Origin of the sequence: Sphingopyxis sp. Root1497 (assembly GCF_001427085.1) — a bacterium.
Classification (GTDB): domain Bacteria; phylum Pseudomonadota; class Alphaproteobacteria; order Sphingomonadales; family Sphingomonadaceae; genus Sphingopyxis.
Window position 1 is genome coordinate 183,720 of sequence record NZ_LMGF01000005.1, and the last position, 15,224, is coordinate 198,943.

At 65.1% G+C, this 15,224-nt stretch carries 16 protein-coding genes; 6 read left to right on the forward strand and 10 right to left on the reverse strand.

Annotation, left to right across the window (positions count from 1 at the left end):
• Positions 1-62 precede the first annotated feature (62 nt).
• Positions 63-398, reverse strand: a complete 336-nt coding sequence (locus ASD67_RS15290) for a UrcA family protein (protein ID WP_056349014.1) — start codon at positions 396-398, stop codon at positions 63-65.
• Positions 399-550: 152 nt separating this feature from the next.
• Here ASD67_RS15290 and ASD67_RS15295 point away from each other — a divergent pair, with 152 nt between their 5' ends.
• Positions 551-1,432 carry a LysR family transcriptional regulator gene (locus ASD67_RS15295; protein ID WP_056349017.1) on the forward strand — a complete coding sequence of 294 codons (882 nt, stop codon included), beginning with the start codon at positions 551-553 and terminating at the stop codon, positions 1,430-1,432.
• A 363-nt stretch (positions 1,433-1,795) separates the two neighbouring features.
• Here ASD67_RS15295 and ASD67_RS15300 read toward each other — a convergent pair whose 3' ends face one another.
• Both ASD67_RS15300 and ASD67_RS15305 read right to left on the reverse strand, forming a co-directional pair.
• Positions 1,796-2,485 carry an aspartate/glutamate racemase family protein gene (locus ASD67_RS15300; protein ID WP_056349020.1) on the reverse strand — a complete coding sequence of 230 codons (690 nt, stop codon included), beginning with the start codon at positions 2,483-2,485 and terminating at the stop codon, positions 1,796-1,798.
• Positions 2,486-2,489: 4 nt separating this feature from the next.
• Positions 2,490-2,987 (reverse strand): hypothetical protein, encoded by a 498-nt coding sequence (locus ASD67_RS15305; protein WP_056349024.1) that lies wholly within the window; start codon positions 2,985-2,987, stop codon positions 2,490-2,492.
• 174 nt (positions 2,988-3,161) lie between these two features.
• Between ASD67_RS15305 and dnaN the strand changes: the two genes are divergently transcribed.
• Positions 3,162-4,277, forward strand: a complete 1,116-nt coding sequence (dnaN, locus tag ASD67_RS15310; protein WP_056349029.1) for a DNA polymerase III subunit beta — start codon at positions 3,162-3,164, stop codon at positions 4,275-4,277.
• A gap of 16 nt (positions 4,278-4,293) precedes the next feature.
• On the opposite strand, the gene ASD67_RS15315 is transcribed toward dnaN, so the two are convergent.
• Together ASD67_RS15315 and ASD67_RS15320 are read right to left on the reverse strand one after the other, a co-directional pair.
• A complete protein-coding gene (locus tag ASD67_RS15315; RefSeq protein WP_056349033.1) occupies positions 4,294-4,560 on the reverse strand; it encodes a hypothetical protein in 267 nt (88 codons plus the stop codon).
• An 8-nt stretch (positions 4,561-4,568) separates the two neighbouring features.
• Positions 4,569-5,909 (reverse strand): PQQ-dependent sugar dehydrogenase, encoded by a 1,341-nt coding sequence (locus tag ASD67_RS15320; RefSeq protein WP_056349035.1) that lies wholly within the window; start codon positions 5,907-5,909, stop codon positions 4,569-4,571.
• A gap of 166 nt (positions 5,910-6,075) precedes the next feature.
• Between ASD67_RS15320 and ASD67_RS15325 the strand changes: the two genes are divergently transcribed.
• Entirely contained in the window at positions 6,076-6,291 is a 216-nt protein-coding gene (locus ASD67_RS15325) for a hypothetical protein (RefSeq protein WP_056351978.1), read from the forward strand.
• A gap of 112 nt (positions 6,292-6,403) precedes the next feature.
• Here the strand turns inward: ASD67_RS15325 and argC are convergent, their stop codons facing one another.
• The 3 genes from argC to ASD67_RS15340 form a co-directional block, all read right to left on the reverse strand.
• The gene (gene argC, locus ASD67_RS15330) at positions 6,404-7,324 is read right to left on the reverse strand and encodes an N-acetyl-gamma-glutamyl-phosphate reductase (RefSeq protein ID WP_056349039.1); all 921 of its coding nucleotides are present in this window, start codon (positions 7,322-7,324) and stop codon (positions 6,404-6,406) included.
• Positions 7,325-7,328: 4 nt separating this feature from the next.
• Entirely contained in the window at positions 7,329-8,246 is a 918-nt protein-coding gene (locus ASD67_RS15335) for a C40 family peptidase (protein ID WP_235535695.1), read from the reverse strand.
• A 96-nt stretch (positions 8,247-8,342) separates the two neighbouring features.
• Positions 8,343-9,755, reverse strand: a complete 1,413-nt coding sequence (locus ASD67_RS15340) for a leucyl aminopeptidase family protein (RefSeq protein WP_056349041.1) — start codon at positions 9,753-9,755, stop codon at positions 8,343-8,345.
• A 54-nt stretch (positions 9,756-9,809) separates the two neighbouring features.
• Here ASD67_RS15340 and ASD67_RS15345 point away from each other — a divergent pair, with 54 nt between their 5' ends.
• Genes ASD67_RS15345 through ASD67_RS15355 form a run of 3 tightly spaced genes read left to right on the forward strand, consistent with a single transcriptional unit; the run spans position 9,810 to position 11,820 of the window.
• Positions 9,810-10,652 carry a DUF3298 and DUF4163 domain-containing protein gene (locus ASD67_RS15345; protein ID WP_056349044.1) on the forward strand — a complete coding sequence of 281 codons (843 nt, stop codon included), beginning with the start codon at positions 9,810-9,812 and terminating at the stop codon, positions 10,650-10,652.
• A 10-nt stretch (positions 10,653-10,662) separates the two neighbouring features.
• Positions 10,663-11,598 (forward strand): SDR family oxidoreductase, encoded by a 936-nt coding sequence (locus ASD67_RS15350; protein ID WP_082545099.1) that lies wholly within the window; start codon positions 10,663-10,665, stop codon positions 11,596-11,598.
• Positions 11,599-11,637: 39 nt separating this feature from the next.
• Entirely contained in the window at positions 11,638-11,820 is a 183-nt protein-coding gene (locus tag ASD67_RS15355) for a DUF3008 family protein (protein WP_056349046.1), read from the forward strand.
• A 63-nt stretch (positions 11,821-11,883) separates the two neighbouring features.
• Here the strand turns inward: ASD67_RS15355 and ASD67_RS15360 are convergent, their stop codons facing one another.
• On the reverse strand, positions 11,884-13,374 hold the full coding sequence (locus ASD67_RS15360; RefSeq protein WP_056349049.1) for a hypothetical protein: 1,491 nt from the start codon (positions 13,372-13,374) through the stop codon (positions 11,884-11,886).
• A gap of 248 nt (positions 13,375-13,622) precedes the next feature.
• Positions 13,623-15,170 (reverse strand): flavin-containing monooxygenase, encoded by a 1,548-nt coding sequence (locus ASD67_RS15365; RefSeq protein ID WP_235535696.1) that lies wholly within the window; start codon positions 15,168-15,170, stop codon positions 13,623-13,625.
• Positions 15,171-15,224: the final 54 nt, after the last annotated feature.

The following is a 15,224-nucleotide window of genomic DNA, read 5'->3' on the forward strand; positions in this document are numbered from 1 at the left end:
ACCATGATCGTGCCCGAATCATGGCCCCGGCTTTGACGGGTCCTGCAAGGTGGAGCCGCCGATCAGTTTTGGATCGAGCTGACCTGGATCAATGGGTCGCGCGACACGCCCGCGACCACCAGATCGGCCTGTTTGGAAGCGATGAGCCGCGTGTCGCGCCGGCATTCGCGCACGTCATTCTTGCCCGAAAGGTCGAAATCCGACGCGGTGCCGCACACCTCGACGACGGCGCGCCAGATGCGGCGGTCGAGCGCCTTCGTCCCGCTTTCGCTGCGCAGGTCGAGGTCCGAATGCTGGACGACCGCGGTGCGCGGCGGAGCGGCCGGTGCGGTCTGGGCGAAAGCGGGCTGGCCGAACGAAGCGGCGGCCAGCGCGGCGAGGATCAGAAGCTTTTTCATCTTGTGTCTCCTTCGGCCGGCTGAAGAGGAGGGGAGGAAGCCGGTGGAGACCCAGATAATCCGCCGCGCGCCGCGGCGGGAGCAACGATGTTGCGAAGCCATTCTGCAAAATTGCAGAATGCGCGCACGCGGCGTATGACGCACAAGACGCCATGTTCGACTGGAACGACCTCAAATCCTTTCTCGCGGTCGCCGAAACCGGCAGCACGCTGGCGGCGGCGCAGGCGCTGCGCGTCAGCCAGACCACCGTCGCCCGCCGCATCGCCGCGCTCGAGGAGGCGACCGGGCTCACCCTGTTCGAACGGCGACAGGCCGGCTACGCGCTCACCGCGGCGGGTGAGGGGATGCTCGCGAGTGCGCTCGCCGTTCGCGAGGCCGCCGATCGCTTCGGCGAGGCGGCGGGCGCCCGCTCGCGCGACGCCGGCGGCACGGTCAGCCTGACGACGATGGAAATCTTCGCGGTCACCATCCTGCCGCCGATCCTGCGCGACCTGCGCGCGGCACATCCCGAAATCCACATCCGCCTCGACACCGCCGACGAGCCGCGCGACCTCGCGGCGGGCGCCGCCGACATCGCGATCCGCAGCAGCAAACAGCCGACCGGTGCGGGACTCGTCGGGCGCCGGATCGCCGACAATCCGTGGACGGTCTACAGCAGCCGCGACTATGCCGACCGTCACGGCATCCCGCACAGCCGCGAGCAACTCGCCACCCACCCCTTCATCGGCGGCGGCGGCGGGGTCTGGGAACCCTATCAGGCATGGCTGCGCCAGTACGGGCTCGAGGAATCGGTGGTGATGCAATATGACAGCGCCTCGGGCCTGCTCGCCGGGGTGCGCTCGGGCATGGGCCTCACCATCCTCCCCGCCTTCCTCGCCGACCGCGAACCCGACCTAATTCGTTGCATCCCGCCGAAGAGCGAGGACACGACCGGGCTATGGCTGCTGACCCACGAACGGTTGCGGCATGTGCCGCGGGTGCGGACGGTGCTCGATTTCCTGGCGCAGGAATTGACGAAGCTGGCGCGCGAATAGCCGAAAAACCGCTTTCCTAAAAAAGATCGCCATGCTCCAAGCTGGTCGATGAACGGCAAATCATCCGCTGCACGCCTGCCCAAAGGCTTCGCCGACACCGGGTTGCTTAAGGGCACAAAGGCCCCATTTTCGCGCCGCGCATCGGGGGCCTTTGTGCCCTTAGGTGCTTACCCTCGCGCTCCCGAATGGCATTTCAGTGTAAAGTTGCGCAGTTTTCTGCCGATTCTTATCGATGGCCCAAATCTTCGTCACCCCGGACTCGATCCGGGGTCCCGCTTGCCGCGCTCGGGCGCTGGCGAAGCACTGAAACGGGATTTCACTGTTAAGTTCGGCGGAATTACGCCATTTCTCGCGCGCCCCGCTTCACGCCAACGCCATCTCCACCGCCGCCTCGACATGCAGCGCCAGCGTGTCGAACAGCGGCACCGCGCTGTCGCTCTTATCGACCAGCAGCATGATCTCGGTGCAGCCGAGCACGATCGCCTCGGCGCCATCGGCGATCAGCGCCGCGATGATGCGGCGATATTCGGCGCGCGATTCGTCGCGGATCACGCCCTGCACCAGCTCGTCATAGATGATGCGGTGGACGGTCGCGCGGTCGGCATCGCCGGGGATGATCGCCGTAATCCCGGCGGCCGCCATGCGCCCGGTGTAAAAGGGCTTCTCCATCGTGAAGGCGGTGCCGAGCAGCCCGACGCGCGTATATCCCGCCGCGCGGATCGCGGCGATGGCCGGATCGGCGATATGGAGCAGCGGCACGTCGGTCGCCGCCTCGACCGCCTCGGCGCACAGGTGCATCGTGTTGGCGCAGATCAGCAGCATCTCGGCGCCGCCCGCCGTCAGCGATTTGGCGGCATCGGCCATCTGTCCGTCGAGCTCGTCCCAGTCGCCGCTCGCCTGCAACGCGGCGATCGGCGCGAAGTCGAGCGACAGCATCAGCACGCGCGCCGAATGCAGCCCGCCGAGCCGCGCCTTCACCCCCTCGTTGATCAGGCGGTAATAGTGCGCCGAACTTTCCCAGCTCAAACCGCCGATCAGGCCGATCGTCTTCATGGCATCATCCCGGTCTTGCGCAGCCCAGCGCCGCCGCGTCGATCGCCGTCGCCGCGCCGCGCAGGCGATAGGTGTCGGCGATCGACCCGCCACTCGTCGACACGCTCTCGACGCTCATGCTCGGCGCCGATCGTATGGCGGCGATGATCGCGGCATCCATCCGCGCGTCGCTCGCCCAGCCGTGGGCACCGTTGCCGGTCAGGATGAAGCGGCGGCTGCCGATCGTCAGCCGCAATTCGCCGCCGGCGCGCCGCGCTTTCGACAGGCGGACGTAGAATTGGCCGCGAATGCGCGATTTGGGCCAGTAACCGACGCTGGCATAGGCCTTCAGCTGCGGCGTCCCTATTGTCGCGGCGGGGGCGGCGATCGCGTAGCAACGCGGCGCTGCGGGGTCGCGAAAGGCGCCCCAGCCGTCGAAGATGCCGAGCGCGGTGCGCGACGCTGCCGCCGCCATCGCGGGCACCGCCGCCAGCATCAGCAAAAAGGGGAGGGCGCGGCGCATCGCGCCTCGATTGCGCGATTGGGGATGCTTTGCAAGCATGGCTTGCACGGCGCCATAGGCGCGTTAAGGAAGGAAGACATTTTATGGGGGCAGGGAATCGGGGTGCCAAGGCGCCCATGGTACCCGTCCCTGAGGGACTTCTCCCGCACGAGCATACAGGATGGCGGAATAACAATGAAAGCGACGATCGAACGCGCGATACTGTTGAAGAGCCTTGGCCACGTCCAGTCGGTGGTCGAGCGGCGTAACACGATTCCGATCCTCTCGAACGTGCTGATCGAGGCCGACGCATCGGGCCAGCTCAAGCTGATGGCGACCGACCTCGACCTGCAGGTGGTCGAGACGATCGCCGCCCGGGTCGAAACCCCCGGCACCACCACCGTTTCGGCGCACACCCTTTTCGAAATCGCCCGCAAGCTGCCCGAGGGTGCCGAGGTCAGCCTCGCCGCCGCCGAGGGCAAGATGCAGGTCAAGGCCGGCCGTTCGAACTTCAACCTGCCGACGCTGCCGCGCGACGATTTCCCGGTGATCGCCGAGGGCGAACTGCCGACCAATTTCGAACTGCCGGTCGCCGAGCTGATCCAGATCATCGACAAGACGCGCTTCGCGATCTCGACCGAGGAAACGCGCTATTATCTCAACGGCATCTTCCTGCACGTCGCCGAAGATGCGACCGGCCCGGTGCTCAAGGCCGCGGCGACCGATGGCCACCGCCTTGCCCGCTACACGGTGACCCGCCCGGACGGCGCCAGCGCGATGCCCGACGTGATCGTTCCGCGCAAATGCGTCGGCGAGATCCGCAAGCTGCTCGACGAGGCCGAGGGCAATGTCGAAATCAGCCTGTCGGCGACCAAGATCCGTTTCCAGCTCGGCAACGCCGTGCTGACCTCGAAACTGATCGACGGCACCTTCCCCGACTACAGCCGCGTCATCCCGACCGCGAACGACAAGCTCTTGAAGGTCGATCCGAAAAGCCTGTTCCAGGGCGTCGACCGCGTCTCGACGATCGCCAGCGAAAAGACCCGTGCGGTCAAGGTCGGCCTCGACAAGGACCGCATCACGCTCAGCGTCACCAGCCCCGAAAACGGCACCGCCGCCGAAGAGGTCGCGGCGGTGTACGACAGCGAGGCGATGGAGATCGGCTTCAACGCCCGCTACCTCAGCGACATCCTCGGCCAGGTCGATGGCGACACGGTCGAACTGCACCTCGCTGACGCCAACGCCCCGACCTTGATCCGCGAAAGCGAGAAGAGCCCGGCACTGTACGTGCTAATGCCGATGAGGGTTTAAGTCCTTACCGGGCGCGTCAGTCGCGCCTGGCCTGACAGTGCGAACACGTCCGGCTTGCCGGGACGAGCAGGTTTATCCGATAGTTTCTCGTGCGGTACAGGCTGTATCCGCAGCAGGGGCATTTGAGCGCCACGAAAATTATCGCAAGCAGCAGCGATCCCAAGACCAACAGCAAATATTTGGCATCGAAATCCGCGTTGCGCGTGCTCGGAAGCAGCAGCGCGCTGGCGCCGATAATAATAAAGAGAAATTGTATCGTCCGGGCGAAGCTGAGGCGGCTCACCCCCGGACCTACCCCGCCTTCGCAACCCGCCAGATCACCCCGCCGGTGTCGTCGGCGATCAGCGCGCTGCCGTCCTTCGCGACCTTCACATCGGCCGGGCGACCGCGGGTGGTCTTGCCGTCCTTGGCAAGGAACTGGTCGAGCAGGGTGATCGGCAGCGTGTCGGTGGGTTTGCCATTGGCGCCGAACTTGACGAACACCACGTCATACCCCGCGACCGGTTCGCGGTTCCACGATCCGTGCCGCGCGATCAGCGCGCCGTTCGCCCAGCGCTCGCCGAGGGCGAGGCCTTGGGTAAATGTCATGCCGAGCGGTGCGGTGTGGGCGCCGAGCGCATATTCGGGGCGCTTGACATATTGGCGCCGGTCGTCGGCATCGGGCGCGACCCGCGTGTCGACGAAGCCGCCCCAATAATACCAGGGCCAGCCATAGAAATCGCCTTCGTCGATCTCGGCCAGATAGTCGGGGACCAAGTCGCTGCCGAGCATGTCGCGCTCGTTGACCACGGTCCACAACTGGTCGCTGCCCGGGTAGAAGCCGAGCCCGACGGGGTTGCGGATGCCCGCCGCGAAGGTGCGGACATATTTCTGTTCGGGGCGGATTTCCAGGATACGCGCGCGCCGCGCTTCGTTCGCCTGGCCCTTTTCACCGATATTGCTGTCGGCGCCGACGCCGACATAGAGCCAGCCGTTGGGCGCCGCGACCAGGCTCTTGGTCCAGTGGCGGTTGGTGCCGGCGGCGGGCAGGTCGGCGATCTTGCTCGGCTTGCCGCTCATCGCGGTTTCGCCCTCGACATAGGGGAAGGCGAGCAGCGCGTCGGTGTTGGCGACATAGAGCGTCTTGCCGACCAGCGCGATGCCATAGGGCGAGTTGAGGCCGGTGATATAGGCGGTCTTGACCTCGGCCTTGCCGTCGCCGTCGGCGTCGCGGAGCAGGCTGATGCGGTTCGCCGATTTGCCGCCGGCGCCCGCCTTGCTCATCATCCGGCCCATCACCGCACCCTCGATGCCCGAGGTATCGCGCGGCGGGCTTTCGCTCTCGGCGACCAGCACGTCGCCATTGGGCAGCACGAATATCGTCCGCGGATGCGCCAGCCCCTCGGCGAAGCGTGCGACGCTCAGCCCTGCGGCGGCGCGCGGCGCTTCTCCGGCGGGCCATTTGGTCGCCTCGGGCACGTTCATCGTCGGGATCGTCTGCGACGCCTGCGGCGCCATCACGGGTACCCGGCCGCTCAACTCTGCGGTCGAGAAGCGCGCCACATCGGGCCGCGACATCGCGTAAAGGACGATGCCGGCGACGACCAGGATCAGCAGCAGGGCGATGAGGACATATTTCAGGATCTTGCGCATGGCCCATGTCTACACGCGGTGCGGGCAAGGTCAAAGAGGCGAAACGCGGCCTGCCATGGTTAACTCGAAGCGCCTTGCGGTTAACCTTACCCGCCTGTTCAGCACTATTGGGAACGGCGCGGTGAGGCGGGGGACGTAGAGCGGTCCCGACATGATCGGGGACACCATGCAGCTGCCAGCACCTTTTCTTTCCGACCGCGCCGCGGTGGACGACGCGCATGCGCTGATCCACCAGCATGGCGACGAGGCGGGGTTTGCAGCCGCGGCGCGCGCCGAGCAGTATCGCGTGCTCGGCAACCACATCCACTTCGCGCGCTGGCGCCAGATCGAGCGACTGATCGTCTATCTGTCGGTCGAGGACATCCTCGACACGGTGCACTGACTCCCTAGCGTCTCTTTCACCTCGTCATTGCGAGCGAAGCGAAGCAATCCAGAGCGGTGTACGCCTGCTCTGGGTTGCCGCGTCGCTTCGCTCCTCGCAATGACGAGAGGAATTACAGCCGCAGCCCCGCCGTTTCGGGCAGGCCTGCCATGATGTTGAGGTTCTGAACGCAGGCGCCGCTCGCGCCCTTGCCGAGATTGTCGAGACGCGCGACGAGCCGCAGCTGGGCGCCGTCGGCGCTGGCATAAAGCATCAGCTCCATCGCGTCGGTCGCGGCATCGTCCTTGCGCAGCAGCAGCTCGCTTTCGTCGCCCGCACGCCGCACGCTGACCAGCGGCGATCCCGCATAATGCGCCGCGAGCGCGTCATAGACCGCTTCAGCAGTCGGCGCGTCGAAGCTCAGCGGTACTTCGACCAGCATGCCGCGATAGACCGGCACCACCGCCGGCGCGAACACGGGCGCGTGGATCAGTCCAGAACCCGCCTGCATTTCCGGCACATGCTTGTGTCCAAGCGACAGGCCATAGCTGCGAAAACCGATGTCGGTTTCGGCCTCGAAACGCGCGATCAGTTCTTTGCCGCCGCCCGAATAGCCCGACACCGCGTTGACGCTCAGCCGCGCATCCTTCGCGACGATGCCGGCCGCGACCAGCGGCGCCACGAGCGCGAGGAAACCGGTTGGGTAGCAGCCGGGGTTGCTGACGCGCGACGAAGCTGCGATCGCGGCGCGCTGTCCCGCGTTCAGTTCGGGGAAGCCATAGGCCCAGCCCGGGGCAACGCGGTGCGCGGTCGAGGCGTCGATCACCTTCGTGCGGTCGTTGGCGATCATCGCCACCGCTTCGATCGCCGCTGCGTCGGGCAGGCAGAGGATGACGAAATCGGCGTCGTTCAGCGCTTCGCGCCGCGCATCGGCGTCCTTGCGCCGCGCTTCGTCGAGCGTCACCAGTGCGAATTCGCTCCGCCCGGCCAGCCGCTCGGCGATTTCGAGGCCCGTCGTTCCCGCCGCGCCATCGATGAAAACCGTCTGTGTCATGATGTTATTTCAGTCTTTTATACCCGCTCACCGGCGGGTCATGATCCTTGGCGGCCGAGCGTGCGATCACGTCGGCGAGCGGCTCCACCTTCACCGCCATCCATCGTCGGCTGGCATGGATGATGTGGGTGGCGTCGGCCATGATGCCGACATGGCCGGGAAAGAAGACCAGGTCGCCGCGCCGGAGTGCGGCTGGGTCGACGTCCTTGTCGGCGCCGAGCGATGCCAGCTGCAGGTCGCTGTCGCGCGGCAGGTGGATCCCCGCGGCGGCCCAAGCGAGTTGCACCAGCCCCGAACAGTCGATCCCGGCGGCGGTCCGGCCGCCCCACAGATAGGGCGCGCCGACCATCTCCTCAGCGACGGTCGCGGCATCGGTTTCGTCGGTGCCGACCTCGGCCAGTGCGGCGAGCGGCAGATATCCGTGCGCGGTGGCGAGCCATTCGCCCTCGGCCTCGCCCATCACCAGCGCCCCGCGCGGCAGCACCGCCGACCCGCCGCTCGCGGCGTCGGGGGCGCTGTGGAGCAGCGCTTCGCTCGCGCGTACCCGGTGCGTAGGCGCGATCGGCGCCCCCAGTGCGTCGGCGGCCAGATACCCTACATAATGGTCAGCCAGGCAATACCCCCAAGCCCACCCGCCCGTCAGGTCGAGCAGCGCGAAGCCTTCGCCGTAGAGAAGCTCGCTCGTCTGGTCGGCATCGAGTGACGGCGCGCCCCGCAGCACCGCTGAGGGCAGCACGCAACTGCTCATCATCGGCGCGGCATAATGGGGTGCGAAATGCTGGCCAGCGACCGCGATGTCGGCGAGGTCGGGGCGGATCGCGACGACGCGCGGATCATAGCCTTGCGACGTGCCGGTCAGGCCGAAACGGCCACGTCCCGCTCCCGCTGCGCCCGGGCGCCCCATGCGGATGCGACCCGCCAAATTTTCGACCTCTGCTGTCACGTCATGTCCTGAAATGCGATGAAGCCGCCGAACGGCGGATAATCGCGGCGCATTAGCGCAGCGGCGGGGCTTTTATCAAGCGACATCGCCCTTGCGCCGCCGGTCGTAGCGCGCCTGCAGCATCGCCCATGCTGCGCGCATCCCGAGCGCCGCGCCGCCCTTGGGTCGGCCGTGCTTCGCCGAGGGGCGCCAGGCGAAGGTGTCGACATGCGCCCAGGCGATGCCTTCGCCGACGAACCGCTTGAGGAACAACGCGGCGGTGATCGTCCCGGCGAACGCCGAAGAGCTCGCATTGCCAAGGTCGGCGATGTCGGTTTCGAGCAGGTCGGCGTAGCCATCCCATAGTGGCATCCGCCAAAGCGGGTCGTCGCGATCGATGCCGCCCGCCAGCATCGCGTCGGCCAGCGCATCGTCATTGGCGAACAGCGGTGGCAGGTCGGGACCCAGTGCGACGCGCGCGGCTCCGGTCAGCGTCGCGAAATCGACGATCACCTCGGGCTTGCCCTCGCTCGCCTTGGCCAGCGCGTCGCCGAGCACCAGCCGGCCCTCGGCGTCGGTGTTGCCGATCTCGACCGTCAACCCGAGCCGGCTTTTCAATACGTCGCCCGGCCGGAACGCATCGGCTGAAATCGCATTTTCCGCTGCCGCGACCAGGCAGTGCAGCCGCACCGGCAGCCCGCTCGCCATCACCAGTTCGGCGAGCGCCAGCACGTGCGCCGCGCCGCCCATGTCCTTCTTCATCAGCCGCATTCCGGCTGACGGTTTGATGTCGAGCCCGCCGCTGTCGAAACTGATGCCCTTGCCGACCAGCGCGATGCGCGGATGGTCCTCCTTGCCCCACAAGATCTCGATCAGTCGCGGGGCATGATGTTTCGCTGCCGCGCGTCCGACGGCGTGGATCATCGGATAGCCTTGTTCCAGCACCTCGCCCTTGGTTACCACGATCTTCGCGCCATGCGCCTTGGCGATGCGCTCGGCTTCCTTCTCGATCGCCGCCGGCCCCATGTCGGCGGCCGGCGTGTTGACCATGTCACGGACCAGCGCGGTCGCGCGCATCTCGGCGACCACCGGGGCAATCGCGCCGACGTCGCTGGTCAGCAGCACACGTGGCCCATGTGCTTCGGCCTTGGGGCGGTACCTGTCGAAACGATATTGTCCGCTCATCCACCCGAACATCGCCTTGCCCGGCTGCCGCCCCTCGACCCGGTAACGGCCTTCGGGCAAGATCTGGCCCAGCTTGGCAAGGCACCAAGCCGACAAGCTTTCAACATTCGCAACCGTCGTTACCACCGACCAGCGCTCGGGATCGTCGCCGGGCAGGATAGCATGGACAAAGGCATCGGGCTTGAACCCGACGGCGGCGAGGTGGGCGCGTTCACGCGCGCTGCGGCCCTTCAGCCAGCTATCAAAGCTCTTCTTGTCGACAAGGTGGATCGTGCGTGCATCCTGGCCCTTGTCGGGCTGGATCAAGTCGGAATGGTCGGTCATTCCGAATTGCTAGGCTTGCGGGGAAACTTTGTCGATGCCCGGCGTTGTTGGCCCATGACCGCCATCCTTTCCCTCCGCTCCGCCGCAGCGCTCGCGCCGGCTATCCTCCTCCTTCTCACCGCCTGCTCCAGCGAACCGGCGCAGACGACCGCTGAAAAGGCCGCTGCCGCCTCGGTCCCCGGTGCGCCTCCCGGCGCCGTCGACGATGTGAAGGTGGCGAATGCGACGGCGTCGGAGGTCAAGGAAAGCAGTGACCTGATGGAGTTTTCCTACGCCTATCCGCTCGAGGCGGCGAAGATCCCCAAACTCGCCGAATGGCTCGATGCCGACCGCGCGGCCAATCGCGACGCGCTGATCGCTGAATCGCGCCGTGATCGGGCGGCTGCGGAAAAGGGAGGCTTTCCTTACCGTCCCCACAGCCATTTGCAGTCTTGGAAACGCATCACCGACACGCCGCGCTTCCTCAGTCTGTCGAGCGAGATTTCGACCTACACCGGCGGCGCTCACGGCATGACGACCTTCGGCACTTTGCTCTGGGACCGCAACAGCGGCAAGCGACGTTCGCCGCTCGATCTGTTCACCAGCGGCACCGCGTTCGACGCGGCGATCCGCGACGATTTCTGCGCTGCGATCACGCGCGCCAAGGCGGCGAAGGGCATTCAGCTGCCTGCGGAGGGTGAGGACTCGGTCTTCGCCAAATGCCCGCCGGCCTCGGCGCAGACGGTGTGGCTCGGCTCGTCCGATGGGCGCCATCTCGACCGCCTGACGATCGCCATCGCACCCTATGAGATCGGCGCTTATGCCGAGGGCGATTACCGGATCAACGTCCCCGTGACGGCTGGGCTGATCCGCGCCGTAAAGCCGGAGTTCGCCGGCGACTTCCGCGCGGGGAAATAGGAGTAGGGCGATGGCGAAACAGCCGAAGGCCGAGAAGGTCGGCGAAACCGAAGCCGAAAAGAAAGGCAAGAAGCGCGCGGCGACGAAGCTGAGGAAGGAGGTCGGCGCGGGCAAGACGATCGCCAAGTCGCCGAAGGGCCGAGAGGCCGACCTTGATCGCGCGCCCAGATGGCAGCCGCGCTATCCCGGGTCCGGCCGTCTCAAGGGAAAGGTCGCGATCGTCACTGGCGGCGACAGCGGTATCGGCCGCGCGGTCTGCGCGCTCTTCGCACGCGAGGGCGCCGATATCGCGATCGTCTACCACAGCAACAGGGCTGACGCCGACGCCACCGCCGCGATCGTCGAAGCCGAGGGGCGCTGCGCGATCACCATCAAGGCCGACGTCGGCAAATCGGGCGCGGGCGAAAGGATCGTCGGCAAGGCGGTTGCCAGGCTCGGCCGGCTCGATATTCTCGTCAACAATGCGGGCGAGCAGCATCCGGCGGAGGATATTCGCGACATCAGCCTCGAACAACTCCGGCGCACCTTCGCAACCAACATCTTTGGCATGTTCTATCTGGTGCAGGCCGCGCTGCCGCAACTCAAGAAGGGAGCGGCGATCGTCAATTGCACCAGCGTCACGATGTATCAGGGATCGGGCGGGCTGCTCGATTACAGCGCCACCAAGGGTGCGATCACCGCCTTCACCCGCTCGCTCAGCGAAAATCTGGTGGGGAAGGGCATTCGCGTCAATGCGGTCGCGCCGGGACCGATCTGGACCCCGCTCAACCCGCGCGGCGGGTCGCCAGCCGACAAGGTCGCGACCTTTGGCGAGGGCACGCCGATGAAACGGCCGGGCGAGCCCAACGAGGTCGCCTCCTGCTTCCTGTTCCTCGCCTGCGACGACAGCAGCTATATGTCGGGTCAGGTGTTGCATCCCAACGGCGGCACGATCGTTAACGGGTAGGGGGCGTTAACGGATGAGGGGGCAGGCAGGAGAAAGCCGATGCCAGCCAAATCGAAAGCCCAGCAGAAAGCCGCCGGTGCGGCGCTCAGCGCCAAGCGCGGCGACACGCCCAGGTCGAAGCTCAAGGGGGCATCGAAAGAGATGGCCGAGCACATGACCGAGAAACAACTCGAGGATTTCGCGAAGGGATCGATCAAGGGCAAGCCCGAGCATGTCGATTGACCCAAAGACATAACCCCGGGCCTTTGACGACCCGGGGCTACGCGACTGCGACCCAGTGCAGCTCTATTTCTTTTGTACGGCCTTGATCGCCGTGGTCTTGGCGGCAGGTGAGCCACCCGCGGTTACCGGGAGCGTGTTGGGCACTTCATAGGCCGAACCCATCGCGACCATATGGCTGATCGCGATGCGGCGCGGCGTCAGCGCCTTGGGCTGGATGCCGGCATAGGAGAAACTCGTCGCGCTATGGCACTCGAAGCAATTATGGCCCTGCTGACCCTTGGCGCTCTGCAGGAAGGTTTCTGCGGTGGTATTCATCAGGCTGATCGCGCCGACCGCGTTGGTCTGGTTCAGCGTCTGCCAGTTGGCATTGGTGGTCACATAGGTGTTGGGCTTAAACCATGCCGTTCCGATCAGATTGTAGTTCTGCAGCGGTGAATTGTTCGGGAAGTTCGCCGCCGCGCCCTGTGACGCGACGTTGATCGCGGTGATGTTCGCCGGTCCGTTCGGCTGGGTGTCACCGCCGGTCTTGTTCATCTGGACGACCTGCGTGATCGGCGAGAATTTGCCTGTCGCCGCGTCGAAGGTGACCGTGGCTGGATTGGTATTGGTCTCGACGAGCAGGGCTGCCTGCGAATAGGGCGTTCCCGCCTTGTAGAAGGTGTAATTGCCGGGATCGCTGGCATTGGCGTCGAAGACGAAGCTGTTGTCGGCGAACATCGGCGCGTTCAGCTTGTGCTCGAAAGTCGCCCAGACGAATTCGGGATGATTCTCGACATAGCCGACGACGTGCATGCCGACGAGTGCGACGGTGACTGTCTCATATTTGCCGCTCGGGACGACCGTGCAGTTCGCGCCGTTGCAGTTGTTCTGCAGCACCGGCACCTCGGCCTGCGTCGTATAGCTGCCCGCCGGCGCGGCCTCACCCGCGGCGAGCCGATACCAGGTGGCCTTGACGATCGCGTCGCCCACGCTGAAATAATCGTCCTGGTTTGGATTGTTCTGATAGGCGCCGGTCGCGATCAGGTTGCGTTTGATCACATCGAAATAGTTCGGCGTCATGTGGCTCGACGCATAGACCGGATAGCCGTTCTGCCCGATCAGCATGCTGCCGTCGGCCTCGACTATCGCGCCGTCCTGACTGGGGGCGCCATCGGCCATGTGCAGCGGCTTCATATGCACATCGAGTCGCAGCAGCGAGGTGCGCGGGACTTCGGAGGTGTTGGTGAGCAGATCGTCCGGGACCTGCCAGGTCAGGAAGCGCGGAGTGCCGTCGATCGGGGCGTTTGCCCACACAAAGGCTTCCCACGACCATTGGTTGAACAGGCAATCGTCGGCGGTCGCGCTCATCGTCGTCGGCATCGTCGCGGTCGGGTTGAGATAGCCCTGCAGTCCCTCTGCCCAGCCGAAGCCCTCGGGGCAACTGCCGGCCGCCGCGATTTCCTTATCGCTGCCATATCCGCCGTCCTTGCACGACGACAGCGGCGTGGTCACGGCAAAGGCGAGCGCTGCAAGTTTCGCACCCCGCCAGAACTTGGCATTAAAGCCCGTGTTCATGATGCTTGCCCCCTGGAAAGCGGAGAGCGTAATAGGAGAATAGTATAAAGTAAATATTCGGATGCCGTGAACCGAAGGTCATTACATCCAATCTGGCAGTAACACTGCGGGGCGCCGTGCCAAAGACGGTCCGACTCTGCTCAAAGGATCCGTATTAACAGGTTGGATTCCGGCCCATCTATACGGCATCTGGCCGGTACGGCGGCACCGCGCCAAGGAGCGGTCGCCGCCGCACGGATTTGCCGCAATTATTCCGCGGCTTCGAGCGCTGGCGCTTCGTCTTTCGCCGCAGTTGCCGCGCGGGCGTTGGCGAAGCCAAGCACGCCGTCGTCGATCGCGCCTGTGCGCATGTCGACGCGATCCTGGATGTAATTCTGGTTGAGCCGCCAAGGCAGGGCATCGGCGTTTTTGGGCATGATGTGCAGCGAGCGCTGGATATAGCCCGACGAGAAATCGAAGATATTCTCTTCGGTCAGGCTGTCCGGATCGTCGAGGTGCGGGGTGGCGACGGTCGTGCCGGTCGCGTCCATATGATTGAGCACGCGGCAGACATATTCGGCGACGATATCGGCGCGCAGCGTCCAGCTTGCATTGAGATAGCCGAACACCGCCGAGAAATTCGGGACGTTCGAGAACATGCACGCCTTGTAGTAGAAATGCTCGCTCCAGTCGACGAGCGCGCCATCGACGCGCACCGGAATCTTGCCCGCGACGGCAAGGTTGAGTCCGGTCGCGGTAACGATGATATCGGCGTCGAGATGCTTGCCCGATTTGAGCTGGATTCCGGTGGCGTCGAAACGGTCGATATGATCGGTGACGACCGAAGCTTTGTCGGCCTTGATCGCCTCGAAAAAATCGGCGTCGGGGACGAGGCAGAGCCTTTGCTCCCAGGGGTTGTACGGCGGCGTGAACGCCTCGGCATCATAGCGGTCACCAAGATTCTTCTTGATCTGCTTGGTCAGGAATTCTCGGACTTTTTCCGGCTTGGTGCGTGCCTTCTGGAAGACGATGTCCTGCATCTTCACATTCTTGTAGCGTGTGATTTTGTACGCCAGTTCCTCGGGCAGGATTTTGCGCAGGAAATTGGCGAGCGCGTCCTTGGCAGGCCGGATGGCGAACCACGTCGGAGTGCGCTGCAGCATCGTGACGTGCGCCGCCTTGTCCGACATCGCCGGGACGATCGTTACCGCGGTCGCGCCCGATCCGACCACGACGACCTTCTTGCCGGTATAGTCAAGATCCTTTGGCCAGAACTGCGGGTGCAATATCTGTCCCTGGAAATCGTCTCGCCCGGTGAAATTGGCATCGAACGGTGAATCATAGTCATAATAGCCGGCGCCAAGATAGAGCCAGCGCGCGGTCGTGGTCGATGTCGCGCCGCTTGCGTCCTCCATCGTAACCGTCCAGCGCGCGGCCGCGCTGTCCCAGTCGGCACCAACGACCTTGCGATCGAAACGGATGCGCTCGCGGATATGGCGTTCGTCGACGATGCGGTTCAGATATTCGAGGATCGCAGGGCCATCGGCGATCGTCTTTTCATGCTTCCATGGTTCGAAGACAAAACCCAGCGTGTGCATGTCACTGTCCGAGCGGATGCCGGGATAGCGGAAAAGATCCCAGGTGCCGCCCAGATCGGCGCGGCGCTCGACAAGCGCGAAGCTGCGCCCGGGGCTGTACTGCTGGAGGTGAACCGCCATGCCGATACCCGAAATGCCCGCGCCGACAATCAGTACATCCTGATCGACCGGCGCAGCCGCTGTGTCATTCGCGCGTTCCATGGTCGCGGTACCTGCCATGATTTCGTCTCCCATATGTCTTTAGGGTGCAGCTTACGCACCGCGTTGCATTTT

Coding starts and splice junctions, on each gene's coding strand:
- ASD67_RS15290 (WP_056349014.1), bottom strand. CDS start 398: ATGAAAAAGCTTCTGATCCTCGCCGCGCTGGCCGCCGCTTCGTTCGGC.
- ASD67_RS15295 (WP_056349017.1), top strand. CDS start 551: ATGTTCGACTGGAACGACCTCAAATCCTTTCTCGCGGTCGCCGAAACC.
- ASD67_RS15300 (WP_056349020.1), bottom strand. CDS start 2,485: ATGAAGACGATCGGCCTGATCGGCGGTTTGAGCTGGGAAAGTTCGGCG.
- ASD67_RS15305 (WP_056349024.1), bottom strand. CDS start 2,987: ATGCGCCGCGCCCTCCCCTTTTTGCTGATGCTGGCGGCGGTGCCCGCG.
- dnaN (WP_056349029.1), top strand. CDS start 3,162: ATGAAAGCGACGATCGAACGCGCGATACTGTTGAAGAGCCTTGGCCAC.
- ASD67_RS15320 (WP_056349035.1), bottom strand. CDS start 5,909: ATGCGCAAGATCCTGAAATATGTCCTCATCGCCCTGCTGCTGATCCTG.
- ASD67_RS15325 (WP_056351978.1), top strand. CDS start 6,076: ATGCAGCTGCCAGCACCTTTTCTTTCCGACCGCGCCGCGGTGGACGAC.
- argC (WP_056349039.1), bottom strand. CDS start 7,324: ATGACACAGACGGTTTTCATCGATGGCGCGGCGGGAACGACGGGCCTC.
- ASD67_RS15340 (WP_056349041.1), bottom strand. CDS start 9,755: ATGACCGACCATTCCGACTTGATCCAGCCCGACAAGGGCCAGGATGCA.
- ASD67_RS15345 (WP_056349044.1), top strand. CDS start 9,810: ATGACCGCCATCCTTTCCCTCCGCTCCGCCGCAGCGCTCGCGCCGGCT.
- ASD67_RS15350 (WP_082545099.1), top strand. CDS start 10,663: ATGGCGAAACAGCCGAAGGCCGAGAAGGTCGGCGAAACCGAAGCCGAA.
- ASD67_RS15355 (WP_056349046.1), top strand. CDS start 11,638: ATGCCAGCCAAATCGAAAGCCCAGCAGAAAGCCGCCGGTGCGGCGCTC.
- ASD67_RS15360 (WP_056349049.1), bottom strand. CDS start 13,374: ATGAACACGGGCTTTAATGCCAAGTTCTGGCGGGGTGCGAAACTTGCA.
- ASD67_RS15365 (WP_235535696.1), bottom strand. CDS start 15,170: ATGGCAGGTACCGCGACCATGGAACGCGCGAATGACACAGCGGCTGCG.